The sequence below is a fragment of the Gordonia rubripertincta genome, assembly GCF_038024875.1.
In the GTDB taxonomy this organism is placed as follows: domain Bacteria; phylum Actinomycetota; class Actinomycetes; order Mycobacteriales; family Mycobacteriaceae; genus Gordonia; species Gordonia rubripertincta.
In genome coordinates this window covers 481,598-503,829 of the sequence record NZ_CP136136.1, presented here as the reverse complement: position 1 = coordinate 503,829, position 22,232 = coordinate 481,598, and the positions used below count along the sequence as shown (strand labels likewise).

Annotated in this window: 21 protein-coding genes; 11 read left to right on the top strand and 10 right to left on the bottom strand. The window is 68.7% G+C overall.

Features of this window, described 5'->3' with window-relative positions; translation table 11 throughout:
- Positions 1-11: 11 nt before the first annotated feature.
- A complete protein-coding gene (locus tag RVF83_RS02155) occupies positions 12-668 on the bottom strand; it encodes a hypothetical protein (RefSeq protein WP_005197890.1) in 657 nt (218 codons plus the stop codon).
- 91 nt (positions 669-759) lie between these two features.
- On the opposite strand from RVF83_RS02155, the gene RVF83_RS02150 reads away from it, so the two are divergent.
- Positions 760-2,046 carry an adenylosuccinate synthase gene (locus tag RVF83_RS02150; RefSeq protein ID WP_005197889.1) on the top strand — a complete coding sequence of 429 codons (1,287 nt, stop codon included), beginning with the start codon at positions 760-762 and terminating at the stop codon, positions 2,044-2,046.
- Here the strand turns inward: RVF83_RS02150 and RVF83_RS02145 are convergent.
- The gene (locus RVF83_RS02145) at positions 2,043-3,446 is read right to left on the bottom strand and encodes a carotenoid oxygenase family protein (RefSeq protein WP_005197888.1); all 1,404 of its coding nucleotides are present in this window, start codon (positions 3,444-3,446) and stop codon (positions 2,043-2,045) included. The genes RVF83_RS02150 and RVF83_RS02145 overlap by 4 nt on opposite strands.
- A gap of 148 nt (positions 3,447-3,594) precedes the next feature.
- Here RVF83_RS02145 and RVF83_RS02140 point away from each other — a divergent pair, with 148 nt between their 5' ends.
- Positions 3,595-5,223 (top strand): adenylate/guanylate cyclase domain-containing protein, encoded by a 1,629-nt coding sequence (locus RVF83_RS02140; RefSeq protein WP_039880323.1) that lies wholly within the window; start codon positions 3,595-3,597, stop codon positions 5,221-5,223.
- Positions 5,224-5,227: 4 nt separating this feature from the next.
- Here the strand turns inward: RVF83_RS02140 and RVF83_RS02135 are convergent, their stop codons facing one another.
- Both RVF83_RS02135 and RVF83_RS02130 read right to left on the bottom strand, forming a co-directional pair.
- Entirely contained in the window at positions 5,228-5,620 is a 393-nt protein-coding gene (locus RVF83_RS02135) for a hypothetical protein (RefSeq protein WP_005197886.1), read from the bottom strand.
- A 121-nt stretch (positions 5,621-5,741) separates the two neighbouring features.
- A complete protein-coding gene (locus RVF83_RS02130) occupies positions 5,742-7,334 on the bottom strand; it encodes a Na+/H+ antiporter (RefSeq protein ID WP_005197884.1) in 1,593 nt (530 codons plus the stop codon).
- A gap of 44 nt (positions 7,335-7,378) precedes the next feature.
- Here RVF83_RS02130 and RVF83_RS02125 point away from each other — a divergent pair, with 44 nt between their 5' ends.
- The 5 genes from RVF83_RS02125 (at position 7,379) to RVF83_RS02105 (ending at position 12,374) form a co-directional block, all read left to right on the top strand.
- Complete coding sequence (locus tag RVF83_RS02125) at positions 7,379-7,741, top strand: UBP-type zinc finger domain-containing protein (RefSeq protein WP_005197882.1); 363 nt, start codon at positions 7,379-7,381, stop codon at positions 7,739-7,741.
- A 74-nt stretch (positions 7,742-7,815) separates the two neighbouring features.
- Positions 7,816-9,483 carry a formate-dependent phosphoribosylglycinamide formyltransferase gene (gene purT / locus RVF83_RS02120; protein WP_005197879.1) on the top strand — a complete coding sequence of 556 codons (1,668 nt, stop codon included), beginning with the start codon at positions 7,816-7,818 and terminating at the stop codon, positions 9,481-9,483.
- Between the two features lie 15 nt (positions 9,484-9,498).
- Positions 9,499-9,978: a DUF456 domain-containing protein gene (locus RVF83_RS02115; protein WP_005197877.1), complete on the top strand. Its 480-nt coding sequence runs from the start codon at positions 9,499-9,501 to the stop codon at positions 9,976-9,978.
- A 46-nt stretch (positions 9,979-10,024) separates the two neighbouring features.
- On the top strand, positions 10,025-10,927 hold the full coding sequence (locus RVF83_RS02110) for an LLM class flavin-dependent oxidoreductase (protein ID WP_244971688.1): 903 nt from the start codon (positions 10,025-10,027) through the stop codon (positions 10,925-10,927).
- A gap of 130 nt (positions 10,928-11,057) precedes the next feature.
- Positions 11,058-12,374 carry a ClC family H(+)/Cl(-) exchange transporter gene (locus RVF83_RS02105; RefSeq protein ID WP_005197875.1) on the top strand — a complete coding sequence of 439 codons (1,317 nt, stop codon included), beginning with the start codon at positions 11,058-11,060 and terminating at the stop codon, positions 12,372-12,374.
- Here RVF83_RS02105 and RVF83_RS02100 read toward each other — a convergent pair.
- The 3 genes from RVF83_RS02100 to RVF83_RS02090 are packed head-to-tail and all read right to left on the bottom strand — an operon-like array spanning position 12,371 to position 15,377.
- On the bottom strand, positions 12,371-13,201 hold the full coding sequence (locus RVF83_RS02100) for an ABC transporter ATP-binding protein (protein WP_005197874.1): 831 nt from the start codon (positions 13,199-13,201) through the stop codon (positions 12,371-12,373). The genes RVF83_RS02105 and RVF83_RS02100 overlap by 4 nt on opposite strands.
- Positions 13,198-14,337 (bottom strand): FecCD family ABC transporter permease, encoded by a 1,140-nt coding sequence (locus tag RVF83_RS02095; protein WP_005197873.1) that lies wholly within the window; start codon positions 14,335-14,337, stop codon positions 13,198-13,200. Before RVF83_RS02095 ends, RVF83_RS02100 begins: the two co-directional genes overlap by 4 nt.
- Positions 14,334-15,377 carry a FecCD family ABC transporter permease gene (locus RVF83_RS02090; RefSeq protein WP_005197872.1) on the bottom strand — a complete coding sequence of 348 codons (1,044 nt, stop codon included), beginning with the start codon at positions 15,375-15,377 and terminating at the stop codon, positions 14,334-14,336. Before RVF83_RS02090 ends, RVF83_RS02095 begins: the two co-directional genes overlap by 4 nt.
- A 172-nt stretch (positions 15,378-15,549) precedes the next feature.
- On the opposite strand from RVF83_RS02090, the gene RVF83_RS02085 reads away from it, so the two are divergent.
- On the top strand, positions 15,550-16,056 hold the full coding sequence (locus RVF83_RS02085) for a hypothetical protein (RefSeq protein WP_005197870.1): 507 nt from the start codon (positions 15,550-15,552) through the stop codon (positions 16,054-16,056).
- A gap of 77 nt (positions 16,057-16,133) precedes the next feature.
- Here RVF83_RS02085 and RVF83_RS02080 read toward each other — a convergent pair whose 3' ends face one another.
- Both RVF83_RS02080 and RVF83_RS02075 read right to left on the bottom strand, forming a co-directional pair.
- Positions 16,134-17,531: an FAD-dependent oxidoreductase gene (locus tag RVF83_RS02080; RefSeq protein ID WP_005197868.1), complete on the bottom strand. Its 1,398-nt coding sequence runs from the start codon at positions 17,529-17,531 to the stop codon at positions 16,134-16,136.
- 168 nt (positions 17,532-17,699) lie between these two features.
- Positions 17,700-18,725 (bottom strand): ABC transporter substrate-binding protein, encoded by a 1,026-nt coding sequence (locus RVF83_RS02075; RefSeq protein WP_005197866.1) that lies wholly within the window; start codon positions 18,723-18,725, stop codon positions 17,700-17,702.
- Between the two features lie 135 nt (positions 18,726-18,860).
- Here RVF83_RS02075 and RVF83_RS02070 point away from each other — a divergent pair, with 135 nt between their 5' ends.
- The 3 genes from RVF83_RS02070 to RVF83_RS02060 are packed head-to-tail and all read left to right on the top strand — an operon-like array spanning position 18,861 to position 21,075.
- Positions 18,861-19,451, top strand: a complete 591-nt coding sequence (locus RVF83_RS02070; protein ID WP_005197865.1) for a DUF4878 domain-containing protein — start codon at positions 18,861-18,863, stop codon at positions 19,449-19,451.
- Positions 19,448-19,861, top strand: a complete 414-nt coding sequence (locus RVF83_RS02065) for a rhodanese-like domain-containing protein (protein ID WP_005197863.1) — start codon at positions 19,448-19,450, stop codon at positions 19,859-19,861. Before RVF83_RS02070 ends, RVF83_RS02065 begins: the two co-directional genes overlap by 4 nt.
- Positions 19,858-21,075, top strand: coding sequence for an O-succinylhomoserine sulfhydrylase (locus RVF83_RS02060; RefSeq protein WP_005197860.1), 1,218 nt, complete (start codon positions 19,858-19,860; stop codon positions 21,073-21,075). The genes RVF83_RS02065 and RVF83_RS02060 overlap by 4 nt, the downstream gene beginning before the upstream one ends.
- 88 nt (positions 21,076-21,163) lie before the next feature.
- On the opposite strand, the gene RVF83_RS02055 is transcribed toward RVF83_RS02060, so the two are convergent.
- Entirely contained in the window at positions 21,164-22,231 is a 1,068-nt protein-coding gene (locus tag RVF83_RS02055) for an isochorismate synthase (protein ID WP_005197852.1), read from the bottom strand.
- Position 22,232 lies beyond the last annotated feature (1 nt).

The following is a 22,232-nucleotide window of genomic DNA, read 5'->3' as shown; positions in this document are numbered from 1 at the left end:
CGGGTTCTCGTTCAGGGGCGGACGAGCAGCAGATCGGTGACATGGCGGTAGAACGTCGACCGCTTCAGCACGCGTTCGTTCACCACACCCTCGCGTTCGACCACGATGTTGGTGCCGCCGGTCTGCACCGCGCGTCCGGCGAACCACTTGCCCGGCAACAGGAACCTCTCGACCTGCGCGCGAAGACCGGGGGCCTCGAGCGTGGGTTCGATGAGGACGGAACGGACTTCGCCGTCGAAGAGTCGCTCGCTGTCGACGTAGGACTCGCCGTGCAGCTTGGCGCCCTCGGCGCCGAGGTGACGCGCGCTGCCGAGAATGACCGTCGCGGCGTCGTCGCGGATGAGGGGCACCGGGCTCGCGGTGCCGTTCTCGGCGAGTTCCCGGGCCACCGGCCCATGTGGGAGTCGGTATCGGCGTGTCGCCGCGGTGGCCTCCGCCGAGACATATGCCACTTCGACGTCGAGCCGTTCGGAGGTCATCAGGGCGGCCACCACCTGATCCAGGAAGGTGTCGGCTTCCTCGGCGAGAGTGGGCGCGAATCGTTCAGCCACACGAGGTTCGACGACGAGGCGGGCGACGGCCGAATCCGACAGGGCGTCGGCCACGGCGGCACGGATCGCCTTCTTGTCGTCGGCGCGACCGGCTTGGGTGATCAGGGCGAAAGACACGCGGATAGGGTATCGGGCGCTTGAACACAGTAGTGTTGGTGAGGTTTGTTCTGATCAGTTCAAGCGCGCCACACAAAGGAGTACCTGAATCATGGCCGCGATCGTGCTTATCGGCGCCCAGTGGGGCGACGAGGGCAAAGGAAAGGCCACCGACCTGCTCGGCGGCTCGATCAACTGGGTTGTCCGGTATCAGGGCGGCAACAACGCCGGCCACACCGTCGTACTCCCGACCGGTGAGACCTTCGCCCTGCACCTCATCCCGTCCGGCATCCTGACCCCCGGCGTGCAGAACGTGATCGGCAACGGCGTCGTCGTCGACCCGGGTGTGCTGCTCACCGAACTGGGCGGACTCGAGGACCGGGACGTCGACACCTCCGGCCTGCTGATCTCGGCCGACGCCCACCTGCTGATGCCGTACCACGTGGCCATCGACAAGGTCACCGAGCGCTTCCTCGGCAACAAGAAGATCGGCACCACCGGTCGTGGCATCGGTCCCTGCTATCAGGACAAGATCGCCCGCGTGGGTGTGCGCGTCGCCGATGTTCTCGACGAGAAGATCCTCGCGCAGAAGGTCGAGGCTGCCCTCGAACTGAAGAACCAGATCCTGGTCAAGATCTACAACCGCAAGGCCCTCGACCCGGCGCAGGTCGTCGACGAGGTCCTCGGCCAGGCCGAAGGCTTCAAACACCGCATCGCCGACACCCGGCTGCTGCTCAACCAGGCGCTCGAGCGGGGCGAGACCGTGCTCCTCGAGGGCTCGCAGGGCACGCTGCTCGACGTCGACCACGGCACCTACCCGTACGTGACGTCGTCGAACCCGACCGCCGGCGGCGCCGCGGTGGGCGCGGGCATCGGCCCCAACAAGATCACCACGGTCCTCGGCATCCTGAAGGCCTACACCACGCGCGTCGGCTCCGGTCCGTTCCCGACCGAGCTGTTCGACGAGTGGGGCGCCTACCTGGCCAAGACCGGCGGCGAGGTCGGCGTCACGACCGGTCGCGCGCGCCGTTGTGGCTGGTTTGACGCGGTGATCGCCCGCTACGCCACCCGCGTCAACGGCATCACCGACTACTTCCTCACCAAGCTCGACGTGCTCTCCAGCCTCGACACCGTGCCGATCTGCGTCGCCTACGAGGTCGACGGTGAGCGTGTCGAGGACATGCCGATGACGCAGACCGGGTTCCACCACGCCAAGCCCATCTACGAGGAGATGCCCGGCTGGTGGGAGGACATCTCCGGGTGCAAGACCTTCGAGGACCTGCCCCAGAACGCGCAGAACTACATCCTGCGGCTCGAAGAGCTCTCCGGCGCCCACATCTCGTGCATCGGTGTCGGCCCGGGACGCGAGCAGACGATCGTGCGTCGCGCGATCGTTTAGAGGCCTGCCAGCCACGCCCCGTGCAGTCCGGCGGGCACGCGGATCGGTAGGTCCACGGTGGCGATCGGGCCGTCCTCCGGCGCGTCGGCGCTGAGCAGGTAGAACCGTGACGTCATGTCGGTCGGATCGGTGCCGATCGCGCCCCAGTAGTCGCGGTCGGCGCCCGGGATGTAGATCGGTTCGCCGATCGCGGCACCCGGGGTCCAGACCGTCTCCGTCCCGGCTGCGAGGTCGTGGAACCACAGGCTGTCGAGATCGCCGCTGTCCCTGGGACCCTTCGCGACGCTGGCGATGCGGTGGTGCTCCTGCGTCAGCATCCGGTCGTCGACGCGCGGGAACTCCATGTCCGGTTCGGAGCTGTTCAGGACCGTCTTGGTGATCCCGGCGTCGGGCTGGATCACCGCTCGCGTCAAGGACGACGCCGCGGGCGTGGGCTGGTCGGAGAAGCCGCCCGGATAGGTCCATTCCACATAGTCGACGGTGACCGACCCGTCGGGGTTGTCGAAAGCGTTGGCGAAGTGCCAGACCCAGAACGGGTCGGTGTCGACCCAGCGCACGGCGGTGCCGTCCCGCGGGATCAGCGCGATGCGGGTCCCGCGCCGAGGCTGCCATGACAGCAACGACCCGCCACTCATCACCGATTCGAGATCGAAGACCAGCGGGCAGACGAACAGCACGATGTAGCGGCTGGTCAGCGCCATGTCGTGGATCATGATCGGGGCGTCGACGCCGTCGACCGGGGTCGGCTTGCGGGTCGCCCGGCCGTCCGGGCCGACGACCGCCCAGGTCAGGTACGGAGCCTCGAGTACGTAGTTGAACAGCACCATCTCCCCGGTCGACGGATCGATCTTCGGGTGCGCGGTGCTGCCGACGAACATCGCACCGTCACAGTCGGTTCGACCGATGGTCGCCAGGTCGGCCGGCGAGATCTCGTACGGGCGGTCCGCCTCGGCCATCGCCAGCAGCCGTCCGCCGTGACGCACGATGTTGATGTCGGGCAACTCGCGGGTCGTGCCCGCCAGCTCGTCGCCCACCTCCGCCGCCGACGGGGTGTAGCCGTCGGTGATGCCCGACCAGATGGCATGTCCGGCAGCCTCTTCCGCGAGCACCATCGGGGTGCGGACGAAACGGTTGCGATACGACGCATGCCCGCCGTCGAGGCTGATGCGGTGCACCATGGCGTCCCCGTCGATCGGATACACATACGAACCGATCGGGTCGAAGCGCATGTTGGGCCCGTTGCGCAGGTAGCTGCCCCGCAGGTCGTCCGGGATCTCCCCACTGACCGGCAGGTCGACCGCGTCCACCTCGTCGCGCTGTGGGGCGAAGACGCCGGTGAGGAACGGGTTGTGGGACATGTCGACCGGCGCCGGGCGGGTCGGGACATCGGATGCGGTCATGACGCTGCTTTCGGCGAGCCGTGGATGACGAAGATGTCGCTCCAGGTTAGGGCGTTCGTGCAGGTCGCGTCCGCCGATCGTCCGGTTCGTCCCGAATCGGCAGGGCCGGATGCGGGCGATCGACGCGGCCGTCGTGATTAGCTTGGGCATGCGTTCGAGGCGGGGGAGCCGCGACTACGGGTCGATTCTGCTCGGCTCGGTCGAGGAGAGCGGGATCAAGCAACGCGTCCGGATCCAGACGTTGCTGACCTCGTCCATCGTGTTGGCGAACATCTTCGGCGCGTTGATCGCGACCGCTCTGGCTGCCGTGGGTATCCCGCAGCCGACGGTCTTCACCGCCGAATTGTGGTGGGTGAACTACATCGCCGTACCCGTGTACATCCTCGGCGCGTTCGTGATCGGGATCGGTTGGGGCACCCTGGTGGGCGTTCGGAACCTCCGGTGGGCGATCCGCGACGAGGCCCCGACCAAGCGCGACGCACGCCGCACGATGCGCCTGCCGTGGCGGCTGTCGCTGGTGCAGGGTCTGCTCTGGGCGGGCGCCGCCGTGATGCTGACGATCATGTACGGCGTCGCCGATCCGCAGTTGATCCCCAAGACGGTCTTCGTCGTCGGCATGAGCGGCGTCGTCGTGGTGGGCATCTCCTACCTCTTCATCGACTTCACCCTGCGGCCCATCGTGGCCGAACTGATCTCGGCCGGATTCCACCGCCGCAAGCGCACCGGTGTGAAGACCCGGGCGGTGATGTCATGGATGGTCGGTTCGGCGATCCCGATCATCGGCATCCTGCTGGTCGTCGCGTTCGGGGTGGGGCGCGACGAGACGTCGAAGCTCGACCTCTTCATCGGGGTGACGGTCCTAGGTCTCACGGCTCTGTTCACCGGCCTTCTGCTGACACTGCTCTCGTCGATGAGCATCACCGGGCCGATCGGTTCGGTTCGGTCCGGGATGAACCGCGTGACCTCCGGCGACCTCGAGAACGCCGACCTCGTCGTGTACGACGGCACCGAACTCGGTGATCTCCAGGTGGGTTTCAACGCGATGGTGTCGGGGTTGCGGGAACGGGAACGGATGCGCGACCTGTTCGGGCGCCACGTCGGCCGCGAGGTCGCGGAGGCGGCGTTGTCGTCGGACCCCGAACTCGGCGGCACCGAACGGGTGGCCGCCGCCCTGTTCGTCGACGTGATCGGCTCGACGACCCTTGCCGCGCAACGGCGTCCGACCGAGGTGGTGGAGATCCTCAACAAGTTCTTCGCCGTCATCGTCCGCGCCGTCGAGGACAAGGACGGACTCGTCAACAAGTTCGAGGGCGACGCGGTCCTGGCGATCTTCGGTGCACCCATCCAGCTCGACGACCCGTCCGGCGCGGCTCTCGCGGCCGCGCGTCGCATCGTCGCCGACCTCGCGGTCGAGGTGCCCGAACTGTCCGCGGGGGTCGGTGTCAGTTACGGGGCCGTGGTGGCCGGGAACGTCGGCGCCATCGAACGTTTCGAGTACACGGTGATCGGCGACCCGGTGAACGAGAGTGCGCGGCTCTCCGAACTCGCCAAACGCGACCCGTCGAGTCCGCTGGCGTCGGGGCGCGCGGTCGAGGCCGCCGACCCCGCCGAGGCCCGTCGCTGGACGCAGCAGGAGACGTTGTCGTTGCGTGGCCGGACCTCCGAGACGATCGTTTACGCGGCCGCCGTGGGGGAGGACACGGCGACCGCGGAGAAGACGACCGGAAAGAAGAAGGCGGCGATGGAGAAAGCGACCGCGGAGACCGAGACCGGGTAGGTGCTCAGATGGCGTCTTCGGAGCTGACGAGGATGCCGTCGGGGCCGACGATGCTCAGGCCGAGCCCGTCGAAGACCGAGTACTTGTACCCGTTGTTGTAGGCGACGTAGTAGTAGCGGCCGCTGCCGTTCTCCTGCTCGAACACGCCGGAGACCGGGATGCGCAGGGTGTTGCCCGAACTGCGTGCGACGCCACGATATTCGAGATCGCCGTTACCCCACTGGCAGATGGTCGCCGCGGACTTCGCGGTCACGACCGAGGTGACGGTGTACTGGTTGCCGTCGCACGACGGTGCGATCGGGGCCGCGCCGGCCGTGGACGTGCCGACGGAGAGCGCCCCGGCGGCGAGGCCGAGAGAGGCGCCGGCCGTGGCCAGGCGGATGTGCGTTGTTGTCATGAGAACCGAAGCTAGAGCAGAGTTTTCGTCTGCGACATGGGCAGAACTACCCGCTGTCGTTCGGATGGATGATCATTCGATACGCCCTCCGCAGGCTCCGGGCTACTCCGAGGGAACAGAGTCAGGCGTCGCGGTCGCCCTGTCCCTCGGCGAAGTCCAGTCGGCGGAGCGCGATTCGCAGGACCTCGTCGTCGATGCGCCCGGCGTCGCGTTCCTCGATGAAGACCTTGCGTTGCAGGTGCAGGAGTTCGGTCCGAATCCGGGAGCCCGCGGCGGTGGGGCTCTCGCCGATCGCCTCGGGACCACGGCCGAGTTCCTCCCATGCCACATTGCGCTGCGAAGCGATCCACTTGCGCATCAAGACCACCTGCATCCGGCGGGGGTCGTCGTCGGCGAGGCCGGTGGCGATCTCCTCGAGTCGACGCTCCGCCTCCCGCGAGGCCCGGTCCTGGGCGGCGGCATACGCCAGACGATCCTGCGCGCGCTCGTCGCCGGTGACGCCGAGCTTCCGGATCACCCAGGGCAGCGTCGTGCCCTGGATCAGGAGGGTGCCGACCACGACCACGAACGTGAGCAGCAGGATCTCGGCGCGCGCCGGGAACGGTTCGCCGGATTGGGTCGTCAACGGGATGCCGAAGGCGGCGGCCAGCGAGACCACTCCGCGCATCCCCGCCCAGGAGACGACGAAGACGGAGGCCGGGGTCGGGCGCGGATCGGGGCCGAGTTTTCCGCGGAAGATGACACCCGGCAAGTAGGCCGCCGGGTAGACCCAGAGGAACCGGATGACGATGGTGGCGGTGAGCACCGCGGCCGCGTCGATGGCGACCTGGACCCAGGATTCACCTTCGACGCCCGCGATGATGAACGGCATCTGGACGCCGATGAGCAGGAAGACGAACGATTCGAGGATGACGTCGATGGACTTGCGCACCGCTTCGTCCTGGAGTCGGGTGGCATAACCGAGGCGGACCGAACGCTGACCGAGGAACAACCCGGCGGTGACCACGCCGATCACGCCCGAGCAGTGCAGCTGCTCTGCGACGAAGTAGGCGGCGAACGGCACCAGGATGCCGATCGCAGTCTCCATCGGAGGGTCGGTCAACCAGACCCGAACCCACGAGACCGCCATGCCGAAGAGGAGGCCGACCACGAGTCCGCCGACCGCGGCGACGGCGAAGGTCAACAACCCCTCGCCCAGTGAGGCGGTCAGGCCGATGGCGGCGGCGAGGGCGATGCGGAATGCGGTGAGTGCGGTGGCGTCGTTCAGGAGGCTCTCGCCGCCGAGGAGGGTCATGACCGGCCGGGGGAGTCCGAGGCGACGGCCGATCGCCTGCGCCGACACCGCGTCCGGAGGAGCGACCACGGCGCCGAGCACGAGTGCCGCGGACAGTGGGAGGTTGGGGACGGTCAGATGGGCCACGAACCCGACGACGAACGTGGTCACCAGAGGCAGGCCGACGGCGAGCGCCGCGATCCCTCGCCAGCGCGCCCGGATCGCCTGGTAGGAGCTCTCCTGGGCAGCGGAGTACAAGAGTGGCGGCAGGATGAGGAAGAGTACGAGTTCGGGGTTCAGCTCGGGTGTCGGCAGACCGGGAATCCAGCCGATCGCCAGGCCGACGGTGACCAGGATCAGTGGCGACGACAGCCCGTAGCGGCGGCAGAGCGCAGCGACCGCCAGCGCGACGACCGCGATGACCAGAAGCGATGCACTCATCCGAGCGACTGTAATCGCCGCAGGCACCGTTGATAATGGTGAACATGCAGATCTTTCGCCGTTCCCCGTCCCGCGGCGACGGCTCGTCGGGTCCGGCATCCGTGGCCGACGCCGCGTCGGATTCGTCCGCGCGCTGCCCCGAGCTGGCCGCGGTCGCGGGCGACTCGATACCCCTGCCGGAACCCCCGGCGGGCGAGAAACTCTCCTGCGCAGGATGTGTCGCGATCGGGGAGGACCACTGGGCGCATCTGAGGATGTGTCTGCGATGCGGGTACATCGGTTGCTGCGACTCCAGTCCGCGCCGGCACGCGACCGCGCACTTCCACGACACCGCCCATCCGGTCATGCGGTCCGCAGAGCCCGGCGAGAGCTGGAGGTGGTGTTACGTGCACGAGGTCATCGGTTGAGAGCCGCACCACGACGCCGCACCACCGGGTGTCACCGTGGCAGAACCCGTACCGGCGACAAGTAGGATTTGGGAATGACGTCGAACAGCGAGAGCGCGACCAGCGCGGATCAGCCGGCGCCGACGATCGGCCCGCCGGATGTCATCGGCACGCCGCTGAGTCCGACGGCGACCAAGGTGATGGTGCTCGGTGCGGGCGAGCTCGGCAAAGAGGTCGTGATCGCGTTCCAGCGTCTCGGCGTCGAGGTCGTCGCCGTGGATCGTTACGCCAACGCTCCCGGCCAGCAGGTCGCGCATCACGCGGAGGTCATCGACATGACCGACCCGGAGGCGCTTCTCGCCGTCATCGACAAGCATCGGCCCGCCTATGTGGTGCCGGAGATCGAGGCCATCGCGACCGAAGCGCTCGTCGACGTCGCCGAGCGGGGCATCGCGGAGGTCATCCCGACCGCGAGTGCCGTCGTCGCCACGATGAACCGCGAAGGCATCCGACGGCTCGCCGACGAGGAACTCGGCCTCCCGACGTCGCCGTACCTCTTCGCCGACACCCTCGAGGAACTGACGGTCGCCGCCCGGCAGATCGGCTTCCCGTGCGTGGTGAAGCCGGTGATGTCCTCCTCCGGCAAGGGGCAGTCGGTCCTGCGCGGACCCGACGACGTCGCGTCGGCGTGGGAGACCGCGAACACCGGCGGCCGCGTCCAGGGCAACCGCGTCATCGTCGAGGGGTTCATCGAATTCGACTACGAGATCACGCTTCTCACGGTGCGCGCGATCGACCCGCGGACCGGGCTGCTGACCTCGCATTTCTGCGCGCCGATCGGTCACCGCCAGATCAACGGCGACTACGTCGAGAGCTGGCAGCCGCACGAGATGAGCCCGGATGCGCACGCCTCCGCGACGTCGATCGCGGCACGCATCGCCACCGCGCTCGGTGACGGAAAGCTCGCCGGCCGCGGTGTTTTCGGCGTCGAACTGTTCGTGCAGGGCGACGACGTCTACTTCTCCGAGGTGAGCCCGCGGCCACACGACACCGGCCTCGTCACCATGGCGACCCAGCGGTTGTCGGAGTTCGAGATGCACGCCCGCGCGATCCTCGGCCTGCCCGTCGACGTCACGCTGGCGTCGCCCGGTGCGTCCGCGGTGATCTACGGGCAGCTCGACCAGCCCGCCATCGGCTTCGAGAACGTCGCCGCGGCACTCGCGGTGCCCGAGACCGACATCCGCCTGTTCGGCAAGCCCGAGAGCTTCCATCGCCGGCGCATGGGTGTGGTCACCGCGACCGCCGACGACGTCCCCGCCGCTCGCGAGCGCGCCGTGCGTGCGGCTTCGCTGGTGGCGCCCGTGCCGGGTCGTGCAGCTGTCCGGAAGGCGACGGTTCTGCCGCCGGCCCCGCCCGCGCCGCCGCGCCGTCCCGGTCCTGCGCCGGGTCACGCCGGTCCGCCGCCCGGACCCGTCGGTCCTCCGCCGGGGGTCGCCGGACGCCCGCCCGGTCCTGCCGGACCCCCGCCCGGTCGTCCCGTGCCGCCGCCCGGCCGGCCAGTACCGCCGCCCGGCCCGCGCCCGGCACCCCGACCCGCCGGCGGTCCCGGAGGTCAGCGGCCGATCGCACCTCCCGGGGGACCCCGCCCCGCAGGGCCTCCCCGTCCGGCGGCCCCGGGGCAGTCCCCGGTCATGACGTCGCTGGTCAAGACTGGTGATCCCGCCGACGAGCCGGCCCCCGGGTCGCCCGTCGCCGGCGAGTGACCGGGCGTCGGACAAGTGCCGCTCTGGGGTGAGCTGCTGGTCGCGGCCGTCATCTTCGTCGGCCTGATCGGGATCGTCGTCCCGATTCTGCCGGGAACGCTGCTGATCGCCGGCGCGCTCCTCGTCTGGGCGATCGTCGTGGGCGGGTGGGCCTGGTCGGTGTTCGCCGCCGCCATGCTCGCGCTCGTGGTCGGCGAGGTCATCAAGTACCTCGTCGCCGGAAAATCGTTGCGCACGGACGGGATTCCGAACCGGACCGTCGTGGTCGGTGGACTCGTCGGGATCGTCGGCTTCTTCGTCGTGCCGGTGATCGGTCTGCTGCTCGGCTTCGTCGTGGGTGCGGTGGCCGCCGAACTCGTGCGAACCCAGAGTCTCGAGCTGGCGTGGCGCGGTGCGGTGGCCGCTCTCAAAGCCGCGGCCAAGACGATCGGCATCGAACTGCTCTTCGCGCTCGTCGCCACCAGTATCTGGACGGGCGGCGCCTTCGTCTGGTGAGGCTCGTTCTCCGAGAACGGGATACGCCCGCCCTCCGCGTGCCAGAATGGCGCCTGTGCGCATCGGGATGACGATGCCCGTGATGGAGCCGGACCTCGACGCAGAGACCCTCCACTCATGGGCCACCACCATTGACGACGGCCCGTTCAGCTCCCTGTGCTGGGGTGAGCGGATAGCGTTCGACAACCCCGAATGCCTGACATTCCTCGGTGCAGCAGCCGCGTGGACCCGGCGCGTGTCCCTGGTGATGACCGTCGTCGTGCCGCAGCTGCACGACCCGGTCATGCTCGCGAAGGCGCTGGCCACCGGCGACATGCTGTCGGAGGGGCGACTCACGGTGGCGCTCGGGGTCGGCGGCCGACTCGAGGACTACCGGGCCGTCGGCGCGGACCCGTCCACCCAGACCATGCGGCAACTCACCGAGCGCGCCGCGACGATGAAACGGGTCTGGGCCGGCGAGAAACTGACCGAGTCGGTGCTGCCCGTCGGGCCACCGCCGCATCGCAAGGGCGGTCCGTCGCTGCACGTCGGCACCACCGGTCCCAAGACCATCCGCAGCGCCGTCGACTGGGCCGACGGCATCGCCGGTGTCACCCTCGACCTCGACGCGTCGAAGCAGAACGAACTGTTCGACGTCGCGCGATCGGCGTGGGCCGAAGCCGGGCGTCCCGCACCGCATCTCGCGACGTCGTTCTGGTTCGCCATCGGCGAGGGCGATGCGCCGCGGACGCAGGTGACCCGGCATCTGCACCACTACATGAACTGGATTCCGTCGGAGTTCGTCGACGCCATCGCGCCCACGACGGGGTGGTCGGGGACCGAGACCGAGTTGGGGGAGGTGCTGCGTCGCTTCGCCGACATCGGCACCGACGAGGTGCAGCTCATCCCGACGAGCTCGGACCCCGACCAGCTCCGACGCGCCGCCGATGTGGCCGCGGCCTTCGCCTGACCTGCCGCAACTGTTGGCTGGTGTGTAGCCGCGCCCGAGCCGGCCGTCTGACCCCGATTGACCCCTCGATGACACGAACCTGCTGTTCGGAAGTGTCGGATGGGGGCCCCGTGCGCGGTAACTTCCTTCTGTGACCTCGCCGACGATGGACAACCAGGGTCTGGTGCGGTTGTGCCTGCTCGCCGTCCTCGCCGGTTGCGTGACCGGCGTCCTCGGCGGGGCTTTCCGGTGGTGTCTCGACCATCTGAACCGGTGGCGGTTCGACATGCTGGACTGGGCCGACGGACTCGGCGTCCCGGGGTGGTTCATCCCGGTCGCGGTGACCGCCGCGGGTGCGGCATTCGGTGCGCTCGTCTCTCACCTGGTGCCGACCGCGGCGGGTAGCGGCATCCAGCACGTGGAGGCCGTCGAACGCGGTGAGGCGGAGCCGGCGCCGCTGCGCGTGATCCCCGCGCGATTCTTCGGTGGGCTGGCCGCGATCGGTTCGGGTCTCGTCCTCGGACGGGAGGGACCGACCGTGCACATGGGTGCCGCCGTCGGTTCCGAGACCGGGCGCCGTGCCGGACTCGACGAATACGACGTCCGCGTCATGCAGACCTCGCTCAGCGGGGCCGGCCTCGCCGTAGCCTTCACCGCGCCGGTGGGTGGCGCGCTCTTCGCGCTCGAGGAGGTGACCCACTCCTTCCGGCTCCGGGTGGTGGTACCGACCATCCTCGCCGTGGCCGCGGCGGTGGCCTGCGGCCACGTGATCCTCGGGGACCGGCCCGACTTTCTCGTCGGCGCGGTGGCCCCGCCCTCGATCACCCTGCTGCCGGTGTTCGTGGTCTTCGGTCTCCTCAGCGGCCTCATCGGGATCGCCTACGGGCGAGCGGTTCTCGCGGCGATCAGCGCGGTTCGCGGAATCACGCGCGTCCCGCAGATCGCGAAGGCCGCGATCATCGGCGCGGTCGTCGGCGGCCTGATGGCCATCGACACCGATGCGGCCGGTGGCGGAGACAATCTGGCGCAACAGATCTTCGACGGCTCGGTGGTCCTGCCGGTGGTCGCCGCACTGTTCATCGTGCGGTTCGTCGCCGGACCGCTGTCCTACGCCGCGGGCACACCGGGCGGTCTGTTCGCGCCGATGCTCGCGCTCGGTGCGCTGTGGGGTGTGTTGTTCTCCGCGGGCCTCTCAGCGGTTCTCCCGCAATCGGATTCGACGCTGCGCGATGCCCTGGTGCTCGCGGGCATGGCCGCGCTGTTCGGTGCAGTGGTGCGGGCGCCGCTCACCGGCATGGTCGTGGTGATGGAGATGAGTGCGACGACGACCGTGGCGGTCCCCATGCTCGCCGCGACCGCGGCGGCGGTGCTCGTCGCCCATCTCTCCGGGACCCCGCCGGTCTACGACTCGCTGCGGGAGAACATGCTCGCCGACGACGGCGCCCGCGAACGGGATTCAGGCGCCTAGAAGGCGCGCGTGTGTGCGCCGAGCGGCACGATCAGCGGTCCGCCCGAGATCGGGTCCGTCATCACATGTGCCCGCAGGCCGAAGGCCTCGTCGAGCATCTCGGCGTCGATGACGTCGGCCGGGGCGCCCGTGGTGACGATGGCACCGTTCTTCATGACCACCAGTGAATCGCTGTAGCGCGCCGCGAGATTGAGGTCGTGCAGAACCATCACCACGGTCTTGCCGTGGTCGTCGCGTAGGCGTCGGACGAGGTCGAGGACGTCGATCGAGTGGGCGAGGTCGAGGTAGGTGGTCGGCTCGTCGAGCAGGATGAGGTCGGTGCCCTGCGCGAGCGTGAGTGCGATCCAGACCCGCTGGCGCTGACCGCCGGAGAGCGCGTCGAGGGTTCGGTCGGCGAGTTCGAGGGTGTCGGTCATCTCCATCGCCTCGGCGACCGCGGCCTCGTCGGCGGCGGTCGCCTGCTGGTACCACCGCTGATGAGGATGCCGGCCCCGGCCGACGAGGTCGGCGACGGTCAAACCCTCGGGCGCGACCGGGTTCTGGGGCAGGATCGCCAGGGTCCGGGCGATCTGCTTGGGCCGCACATGTGCGATGTCCTCGCCGTCGAGGAAGACCGTGCCTGCCTTGGGCGGCAGCAACCGGGCGAGACATCGGAGCAGCGTCGACTTGCCGCAGCCGTTCGAGCCGATGATCGTCGTGACCCGGCCGTCGGGGATGTCGATGTCGAGGCTGTCGATCACCACCCGCTGGTCGTAGCCGACGGTGAGTCCGCTGCCGCGGAGCCGGGACGTCGCGCGCGGGGCGTTCTCGGGAGGGGAGATGGTCATACGGTCGCCTTCCGGGACATCGCGATCATCAGGTAGATGAGGAACGGTCCGCCGATCGCGGCGGTGACGATGCCGACGGGTAGACCGCCGGGCAGCACCGTGCGGCACAACAGATCTCCGCCGAGCACCAGCGACGCACCGACCAGGCCGGACAACAACGGCGTCGGCACCGCGGTGCGGGCCAGCCGCAGTGCGATCTGCGGGGCGAGCAAGGCGACGAAGGCGATCGGTCCGGCGGCGGACACGCACAGCGCACTGACCAGGACCGCGGTCAGTAACAGCGTCGTGGACACCGCACCGGTCCGGACGCCGAGTCCGCGTGCGAGATCCGGTCCGAGGCTGAGCATTCCGATCTGCCGCGAGAACACGACGATCACCACGACCCCGACGACGACCCCGCCGACCACCGGCCACACATTGGACCAGCCGACGTTGGCGACCGAGCCGACCAGCCACACCTGGGCGCGCCCCACGTCGCGGATGTCGGCGCGGGTCAACAGGAAGTTGGTCAGCGCCTGCAGCATCCAGGTCATGCCGACGCCGATCAGCACGAGCCGGAACGGGTTGATGCCGCTGTTGGCCTTGCGGCCGGGCCAGGCGAGCACGTACATGAGCGCCGCGGTCAGCAGCGCGCCGATCATCGCCGACGCCGGCACGCCGAGGTCGCCGAACCAGCTGCCCCAACTCGTGTTGGAGAAGGCGATGGCTGCGACCGCCGCCGCGCTGGCTCCGGCCGTGATGCCGAGGATGTCGGGGGTGGCGAGGGGGTTCTGGGAGATCAGCTGGGTGAGGGAGCCGGAGCATCCGAGCCCGATGCCCACCAGCAGGCCGACGAGGGCCCGGGGGAGCGCGACGTCGAAGACGACGACGTTCTCGATGCGGGTGCCGCCGCCCAGCAGGATTCGTGCGACGTCGATCGGGGTGAGCGGGAAGTCGCTGACGCCGACACTGGTCAGGAACAGCACCACCGCGAGTACCGCCGAGACGAGCGCGACGATCAGCATGCGCGGACGCACGACGAACGACACCGGTTCGATCGCGAGGCGGTAGCCCCCGGGATGCGGGGCGATGCTGCGCGTTCGTGCCCCGGGCTCACCAGCAGCGGGACCGGGCGTCTTCACGTCGGAGGAGTTCATACGGTTGCCAACCTCTGCCGACGGACCATGAAAATCAGGAACGGAGCGCCGACCAGGGCCAGCATGACGCCTACCTGGACCTCACCCGGGCGCGCGACGACGCGGCCGAGGATGTCGCAGCCGACGAGGAGCATCCCGCCGAGCAGCGCCGAATACGGGATGATCCAGCGGTAGTCGGCACCGACGAGCGCACGCGCGATGTGCGGCACGACGAGTCCGAGGAACACGATGGGGCCACAGGCCGCGGTGGCGGCGCCGATGAGCAGGGTGATCGTCAGAATGCCCAGTGCGCGAATCAGAACCACCCGCGAGCCCAGCGCCTTGGTCATGTCGTCGCCGAGGCTGAGGACGTTCAGGAAGAAGCCGCTCGCCAGCGCGAACACCAGTCCGACTCCGATGAACGGCAGACTCGCCCAGAACACATCGATGCCGCGGCCGGCCGTCGAGCCGACGCTCCAGAACCGCCACTGGTCGAGAGAGTTGGTGTCCACGAGCACGATCGACGACGTGATGGCGGTGAGCATCGCTGTGAGGCCGGTGCCGGCCAGCACCAGGGTCAGCGGACTCGAGCCGCTCAGTGCCGACAGCCCGAAGACGACGGTCGCGGCGATGATCGCGCCGAGCAGTCCGAAGAACATGAACGCGACGGGGCTGGTGATCCCGACCAGGTAGATACCGGCCACCACGGCGCATGCGGCTCCGGCGTTGACGCCGAGAATCCCGGGATCGGCGATGGGATTGCGCGTGTGTCCCTGGGTGATGGCACCGGCGGCGCCGACGGCCAGGCCGGCGAACAGACCGAGGAGGGTCCGGGGGACGCGAAGGTCCCAGACGATGCCGTCGACGTCGGTGTCCTTGCTGATCTCCGGCATCCGAAGGTCGAGGAGGGCCGCCCAGATCTCCGAGATCCCCGTCGCGAAACTCGTCCAGACCTCGTCCAGCGGGACGGGGCGGGTGCCGAAGAGCACGGAGGCGACGACCAGCCCCACCAGAACCGCAACCAGCACGGGGATGCCGAGAACACGGAGGGGGCGGCGCACGAAGGGTAACCTTACCAACGCGGCTCGGCGGCCCGGACAGCGCGGCCCGATGCATGTCGTTCGAATAACGAAAGAGCGCAAGAAGTTAATGGAGGCTGTGTCTTCGGTAACACTGCGATGTGCTCGAATCGATATGCCCAGTGTTTCCAGGGTTGCGAAAACAGGAGGATCGATGAAGTCACTCAAACGGGCCGTTGTCGGGGTTCTGGCTGCGGGAAGCATCGCGGCAGGAACGCTCGTGGGTGCCGCGCCTGCCCAGGCCGCCGTCCCCAACCTGCAGATGACGGGTGGGGTCTACTGCCAGTTCGGTGCCCCGGGTACCCCGTGGAACCAGGCGTGGAGCATGACCCGGTTCATGCGCGTCACCGCGCGTGACGGCGAATTCCGCAACGTCACCCTGCAGGAGACGGGCGGCGCGACGAAGTTCAAGGCCCAGTTGAAGAAGAACGAATCCCTCACCATCAAGACCACCTGGTTCGGCTGCTTCCCGTCGTCGATCTCCGGGTACGCGATCTCCGACTACGCCGAGAACCTGACCGACAACGTCGGATTCTGGTGGAACGTGCGACGCATCGACAACCCGTTCGACCGCTTCGGTACGGGCTCGTCCGCGTCGGCGGCAGCCGTGACGGGCGGCGGCAACACCGTCAAGGGAGTGCCCTCGATCCCGGGTCGCTGAGTCCCGCTAAGGACAGACGACGAGGGGCGGCCGGTGAGAACCCGGTCGCCCCTCGTCGTTGATGTTGCGGTGTCCGCTCAGGCCGACGGACGCGCCACCTTGTGGGGTTCCGACGCGGCGAGCATGTCCTCACGCTCGACGACCTTCACGCGTTCGCGGCCCTCGGCGGCGCCGAGCGCGCGTTCGTGTTCGTCGAGGCGGTACCAGCCGTCCCACGTGGTGAACGGGATGTTCTTGGACTCGAGCAGCTCGATGATCGCGTCCTCGCCCGGGGTGGCGGGCTCGAGCAGCTTCTCGGCTTCCATGTCCTTGAGGATGCAGTCGACCGTCTCGTTGGCGTCGCCCTTGGTGTGGCCGATGAGGCCGACCGGACCGCGCTTGACCCAACCGGTGGTGTAGACGCCGGTGAGCTGCTCACCCTCGTCGAACACGCGTCCGGCCTCGTTGGGGATGACCCCCGCCTGCGAGTCGAAGGGGATGCCGGGCAGGTTGTCCGAGAGGTAGCCGACCGCACGGTAGACCGCTCCGACCTCCCAGTCGGTGATCTTGCCGGTGGGCTTGACGTTGCCGGTGCCGTCGAGCTGGGTGCGCTCGGTGCGCAGGCCGACGACCTTGCCGTCCTCGCCGAGGATCTCGGTGGGGCTCTCGAAGAAGTGCAGGAAGAGCTTGTGGATCGCACCCTGCTTGGGCTCGCGGATCGCGTAGTTCTCGATGATCGTCGCGACCTGGTCGGTGATCTTCGAGCCGCGGCGGGCGACGGTCGAACCCTCGTCGTAGTCGATGTCCTCGGGGTTGACGATGACCTCGATGTTCGGCGAGTGGTCGAGCTCCTTGAGCTCGAGCGGGGTGAACTTGGCCTGCGCCGGTCCGCGGCGACCGAAGACGTGCACCTCGATGGCCTTGTTGGCCTTGAGACCCTCGTAGACGTTGGCCGGGATCTCGGTGGGCAGCAGCTCGTCGCCGGTCTTTGCGAGAACGCGCGCCACGTCGAGGGCGACGTTTCCGACGCCGATGACGGCGACCTTCTCCTGTTCCAGCGGCCAGGTGCGGGGGAAGTCGGGGTGGCCGTCGTACCAGGCGACGAATTGTGCGGCGCCGTAGCTGCCCTCGAGGTCGATGCCGGGGATGTCCAGTACGCGGTCGTCGGTGGCGCCGGTGGAGAAGATGATCGCGTCGTAGTGCGACTTCAGCTCGTCGAGGGTGATGTCGGTGCCGTAGTCGACGTTGCCGAGCAGGCGGACCTGCGGCTTGTCGAGGACTTTGTGCAGCGCGGTGATGATGCCCTTGATGCGCGGGTGATCAGGCGCGACGCCGTAACGGATCAGACCGAACGGAGCCGGCATACGCTCGTAGAGGTCGATGCTGACGCCGCGATCCTTCGCGGTGTCGGACTTCATCAACGCGTCGGCGGCGTAGATCCCGGCGGGACCGGCACCGACGATCGCAACCCGAAGCGGGCGGCTGTTGTCGCTCATGGGGTAGGTGTCTTCCGTTGCTCGGCGCGCCTCGACGGTGCTCTGGTGTCGACACGCTTGGATATGGCCTATCCCTTCTACGGTAGGCGCTCGGTGTCCACTCCCAAAATTAGCTGTGAGGTAATCCTCACTTGTCGACGTCACCGTGATGACGTCGCGTCCCGGGCGTCAGCGTGAGCCGGCCGCTTCGGCGATGGGCGCGACGGCTCGATCGGCCACCCACGGGATCGTCAGCACGGTCGGCACGGACATGGCGCTGCCGACCTCCTGGGGCAGATAGACGACACGTCCGGATCGAGCCGCCTCGAGCCGGGTGAACGCGGGGTTGGCCCGCAGCTTGTCGTTCGAGCCCTCCCAGTCGACGGCGACGACGATGTCGGCCGCGTCGAGCCGGTCGAGGCTCTCAGCGGGCAGTTCGCCGTAGAACCCGCTGGTGATCGCGTCCCGGAGAGCGGGTGGGAAGGTGAGGCCGTAGCCGGCGACGGTTTGGGCGCGGCCGTCCTCGGGCCCGTACACCGAGACCCCGCCGGTCGGGCTCGCGGTCACCACGACGGCGGTCTTGCCGGCGAACTGCGGGTTCTCCGACCGGATGCCCGCGAGGAAGGCCTCGGTCTCGCCGACCTTGCGCCGGGCGAGGTCGGGTTGCCCGATTGCGGTGCCGATCTGGATCGTCTGCGCCTTCCACGGCACCTGCCAGGGCTTGTACTGGGCGGGCCGGAGGATTGTGGGTGCGGTCTTGCTGAGCAGGTCGAACTGGTCGCGGGTGGGGTCGGCGCCCACGGCGGTGATCAGATCCGGGCTGGTGGCGAGCGCCTTGGGGATCTCGTTGCCGAGAGCCGCCGAGGTGTTGGCGAGGACCACCGGTTGCGCGTTGCCGATCAGCTCGGCGTTCCACGGCGCGGTCGCCTGGTCGGGATCGGCGAACGGGGCGATCGTCGTCGGCATGACGCCGAGGGCGAGCAGGGTGTCGCCGTCGCCCACTCCCAGCGCGGCGATCCGCGTGGGTGCCTTCTCGACGACCGCGGGCGCGTAGGCCTGCTGCACGGTGACGGGAATCGAGCCGGTCTCGGGGGTCGGGACGGACGCCGAATCGTCGGCGACCTTCTCCTCGGGAGCGGCGCAGGAGCTCACCACGAGGGCCGCCACGGTCGCCGCGAGCGCGATTCCGGACAGTCGATGGGAAAGCAGACGCATGTGGGTTCCTCGTCGGTCGGGGTTAGGTTAGGCCCACCTTACCGAGTGCGGATTCGGTGCCCGCGTGATTCGACGCGATGGCGGCCGGAGAAGCCGGACGGAGGTCACACCCGGACTGTCGTTACACTTCGCGCCATGGCCAAAGCTGCAGGCGGGGGCCCCGACAAGCCCTCCGGTAAGGGCGCCGCAGCCCGGAACACCTCCCGGGGCGCCGCGCCCGCGAAGAAGCCTGCCCTCGGCAAGGCCGCGTCGAACGACAACGTCGACGCCGCCCTCGTCGAGGAGGGACCACCGAACTGGAAGAACGCGTGGCCGTTCTTCGTGGCGGCGGGTCTGGTCGGGCTGTTCGTGCTGGGGATCGTGCTCTCGAACATCTCGCGGCCACCTGAGGACCGCGTCAGCGCCGACGCGCTGGTCCAGTACGCGATCAACGACCAGTACACGGCCCGCAACGGCCCGAACTACGCCGAGTACCGCGCGAACACCTGCGATGCGGACCTGAACAAGGTCGAGTTCGTCTCTGAGGCCCGATTCCTGGCCGAGAACCAGGCGTCGCTGGATGCGAACGGCCCCATCGAGATCCCCGAGATCACCGATCTGGTGGTCGACGGTGACCGGGCGACCGCGAAGGTCCATTGGCACTATAAGGACAAGCCCGATGACAAGCAGGTCGTGGATACGACCGTGGTGCGCGAGAACGGCGAATGGAAGGTGTGCTCCTCATGACCTATGCCGGCGACCTGACCCCGCGAGAAGCGTGGGAGAAGCTCGAGAACAACCCCGACGCGGTCCTCGTCGACTGTCGGACGCAGGCCGAATGGTCCTTCGTCGGTGTCCCCGACCTCGAGATACTGGGCAAACGCACGATCTTCGCCGAATGGACGACGTTCCCCGAAGGTCGTCGCAACGAGCAGTTCGTCGACCAGTTGCGCAGCGCCGGGGTCACCGACGACCACGAGGTCATCTTTCTCTGCCGCTCCGGGCACCGATCGATCGGTGCGGCCGAGGCGGCGACCGCCGACGGAATCGGCAAAGCCTACAACGTGGTCGACGGGTTCGAGGGTGCCCTCGACGAGAACGACCATCGAGGTGCGTCTGGATGGCGCGCCGAAAATCTGCCGTGGAGGCAATCGTGAGTCCTGATCTGTCCGTGGGATATGAACTGCCGGAAGGTCTTTCGCCCGACACCATCGCCGTCCGCGGTGGCCTCGCCCGCTCCGGTTTCCACGAGACCGCCGAGGCGCTGTACCTGACCAGCGGTTACGTCTACGACTCCGCCGAGGCCGCCGAGCGCGCCTTCACCGGCGAGGACCAGCGGTTCGTCTACTCCCGGTACGGCAACCCGACGGTCCACATGTTCCAGGAGCGGCTGCGCCGGCTCGAAGGTGCCGAGGCCTGCTTCGCGACCGCCAGCGGCATGGCCGCGGTGTTCGTGGCGCTCGGTGCGCTGCTCAAGGCCGGTGACCGGCTCGTCGCCGCCCGCAGCCTGTTCGGCTCGTGCTTCGTCGTGTGCAACGAGATCCTGCCGCGCTGGGGCGTCGAGACCGAGTTCGTCGACGGCGAGGATCTCGAACAGTGGGAGCGGGCGCTGTCCAAGCCCACCACCGCGGTCTTCTTCGAGACCCCGTCCAACCCGATGCAGACGCTCGTCGACGTTGCCAAGGTTTCTGAGCTGGCTCACGCCGCGGGTGCGAAGGTGGTGCTGGACAACGTCTTCGCCACCCCGCTGCTGCAGCGCGGCCTGGATCTCGGCGCCGACGTCATCGTCTACTCGGGCACCAAGCACATCGACGGCCAGGGGCGCGTCATGGGCGGTGCCGTCCTCGGCGCCAAGGAGTACATCGAGGGCCCGGTGCAGCAGCTGATGCGCCACACCGGCCCGGCGCTGAGCCCGTTCAACGCCTGGACGCTGGTCAAGGGTCTGGAGACGATGCGCCTGCGCGTCGACGCCTCGGTGTCCTCGGCCCTGCGCATCGCCGAGTTCCTGGAAGCCGACCCGCGCGTACGCTGGGTCAAATACCCGTTCCTGCAGTCACATCCGCAGTTCGAGCTGGCCAAGAGTCAGATGTCCGGTGGCGGGACCGTGGTGACCTTCGAGCTCAACGACCACGACGGCATCGACGGCAAGAAGCGCGCCTTCGAGGTCCTCAACGCGCTGAAGGTCATCGACATCTCCAACAACCTCGGCGATTCCAAGTCGCTGATCACCCACCCGGCCACCACCACGCACCGCGCGATGGGGCCCGAAGGACGCGCCGCGATCGGTCTCAGCGACTCCGTCGTCCGTCTCTCGGTCGGCCTCGAGGGCATCGACGACCTGCTCGCGGATCTGGATCAGGCGCTCGGCTGACGCGTAACCCCCCCGTTCTCGGCAGAGTGACAACCCTTCGGGGGTGCTGGGTTTGCCGGAAAAGGGTGGTTTGTCGCCGTCGCCTGCTTCAGATCGTGCGGATCCCCAGCGCGTTCAGGACGGTCCGCAGTTTGAACGCGGTCTCGTCCAGCTCCGCCTGCGGGTCGGAGTGTTCGACGATGCCGCCGCCCGCCCAGGTGCGCAGGCTCCGACCATCGGCGGCGAGTTCGGCGCAGCGGATGGTCACCATCCATTCGCCGTCGCCGGCGGCGTCGCACCAGCCGACCGCGCCGGCGTAGAAGCCGCGGTCACCCTCGACGTCGCGGATGATCTGTGCGGCAACGTCACTCGGTGTTCCGCACACCGCGGGGGTGGGGCCGAGGAGCAGTGCGAGGTCGAGGGCGGTGGTCGCCGGATCGCGGAGCGTCGCGCGGATCGGGGTGGCGAGATGCCAGACCTCGCCGGTCGACTCGAGCTTCGGCGCCGTAGGCGCGTCGATGTCGTCGCAGAGGAGTCCCAGGCGTTCACGCAGATGGTCGACGACGAACGCATGTTCCGCGAGATCCTTTGCCGAAGACAGCAATTCGTCGGCGGTTGCACGGTCGACGGCGGGGTCGGCGGACCGTGGGGCCGAACCCGCGTAGGGGTGACAGGTCACCGTCGAACCCGACTTCCGGAGCAGTACCTCGGGACTTGCGCCGATCAGCCACGTGCCCGAACCTGTTGCGGCGCCGACATCCACGCCGAAGGCGTTGTGTCCGGCATTGCCGCCGGCCAGGGCGTCGACGAACTCGGCCGGCCGAACCGGCTCGTCGAGCACGAGGTCGACGCTGCGCGCGAGCACCACTTTTCCGACGTGGCCCGCGACGATGCGCTTCACCGCGTGCGCGACACGTTCGCGGTGCTCCTCGGCGTCGGGGTGGAGCACGGTCGAGATCGCTCGCCGCGACAACGGGCCGGTCCCGGGCAGCGGTGGCTCGCCGGTCCGGAGTCGTGCGGGGGCGACCAGTGCCGCCGGGTCGCGGACATCGAAGGGAATCGCGCCGGTCAGCGACTCGACCTCGCCCTCCCGTAGCGCGGCGGACGCCCCGTCGACGTCGGTGAACGACCGGACCACCCCTTCGCCCCGCACGGTGCCGTGCGGACGCGACAACACG

Bases quoted from the DNA above. Each gene is read 5' to 3' on its own strand.
- RVF83_RS02075 (WP_005197866.1), bottom strand. From the start codon at position 18,725: ATGCGTCTGCTTTCCCATCGACTGTCCGGAATCGCGCTCGCGGCGACC.
- RVF83_RS02095 (WP_005197873.1), bottom strand. From the start codon at position 14,337: ATGAACTCCTCCGACGTGAAGACGCCCGGTCCCGCTGCTGGTGAGCCC.
- RVF83_RS02110 (WP_244971688.1), top strand. From the start codon at position 10,025: ATGGCGCCTGTGCGCATCGGGATGACGATGCCCGTGATGGAGCCGGAC.
- RVF83_RS02065 (WP_005197863.1), top strand. From the start codon at position 19,448: ATGACCTATGCCGGCGACCTGACCCCGCGAGAAGCGTGGGAGAAGCTC.
- RVF83_RS02130 (WP_005197884.1), bottom strand. From the start codon at position 7,334: ATGAGTGCATCGCTTCTGGTCATCGCGGTCGTCGCGCTGGCGGTCGCT.
- RVF83_RS02125 (WP_005197882.1), top strand. From the start codon at position 7,379: ATGCAGATCTTTCGCCGTTCCCCGTCCCGCGGCGACGGCTCGTCGGGT.
- RVF83_RS02085 (WP_005197870.1), top strand. From the start codon at position 15,550: ATGAAGTCACTCAAACGGGCCGTTGTCGGGGTTCTGGCTGCGGGAAGC.
- RVF83_RS02100 (WP_005197874.1), bottom strand. From the start codon at position 13,201: ATGACCATCTCCCCTCCCGAGAACGCCCCGCGCGCGACGTCCCGGCTC.
- RVF83_RS02150 (WP_005197889.1), top strand. From the start codon at position 760: ATGGCCGCGATCGTGCTTATCGGCGCCCAGTGGGGCGACGAGGGCAAA.
- RVF83_RS02145 (WP_005197888.1), bottom strand. From the start codon at position 3,446: ATGACCGCATCCGATGTCCCGACCCGCCCGGCGCCGGTCGACATGTCC.
- RVF83_RS02080 (WP_005197868.1), bottom strand. From the start codon at position 17,531: ATGAGCGACAACAGCCGCCCGCTTCGGGTTGCGATCGTCGGTGCCGGT.
- RVF83_RS02140 (WP_039880323.1), top strand. From the start codon at position 3,595: ATGCGTTCGAGGCGGGGGAGCCGCGACTACGGGTCGATTCTGCTCGGC.
- RVF83_RS02135 (WP_005197886.1), bottom strand. From the start codon at position 5,620: ATGACAACAACGCACATCCGCCTGGCCACGGCCGGCGCCTCTCTCGGC.
- RVF83_RS02070 (WP_005197865.1), top strand. From the start codon at position 18,861: ATGGCCAAAGCTGCAGGCGGGGGCCCCGACAAGCCCTCCGGTAAGGGC.
- purT (WP_005197879.1), top strand. From the start codon at position 7,816: ATGACGTCGAACAGCGAGAGCGCGACCAGCGCGGATCAGCCGGCGCCG.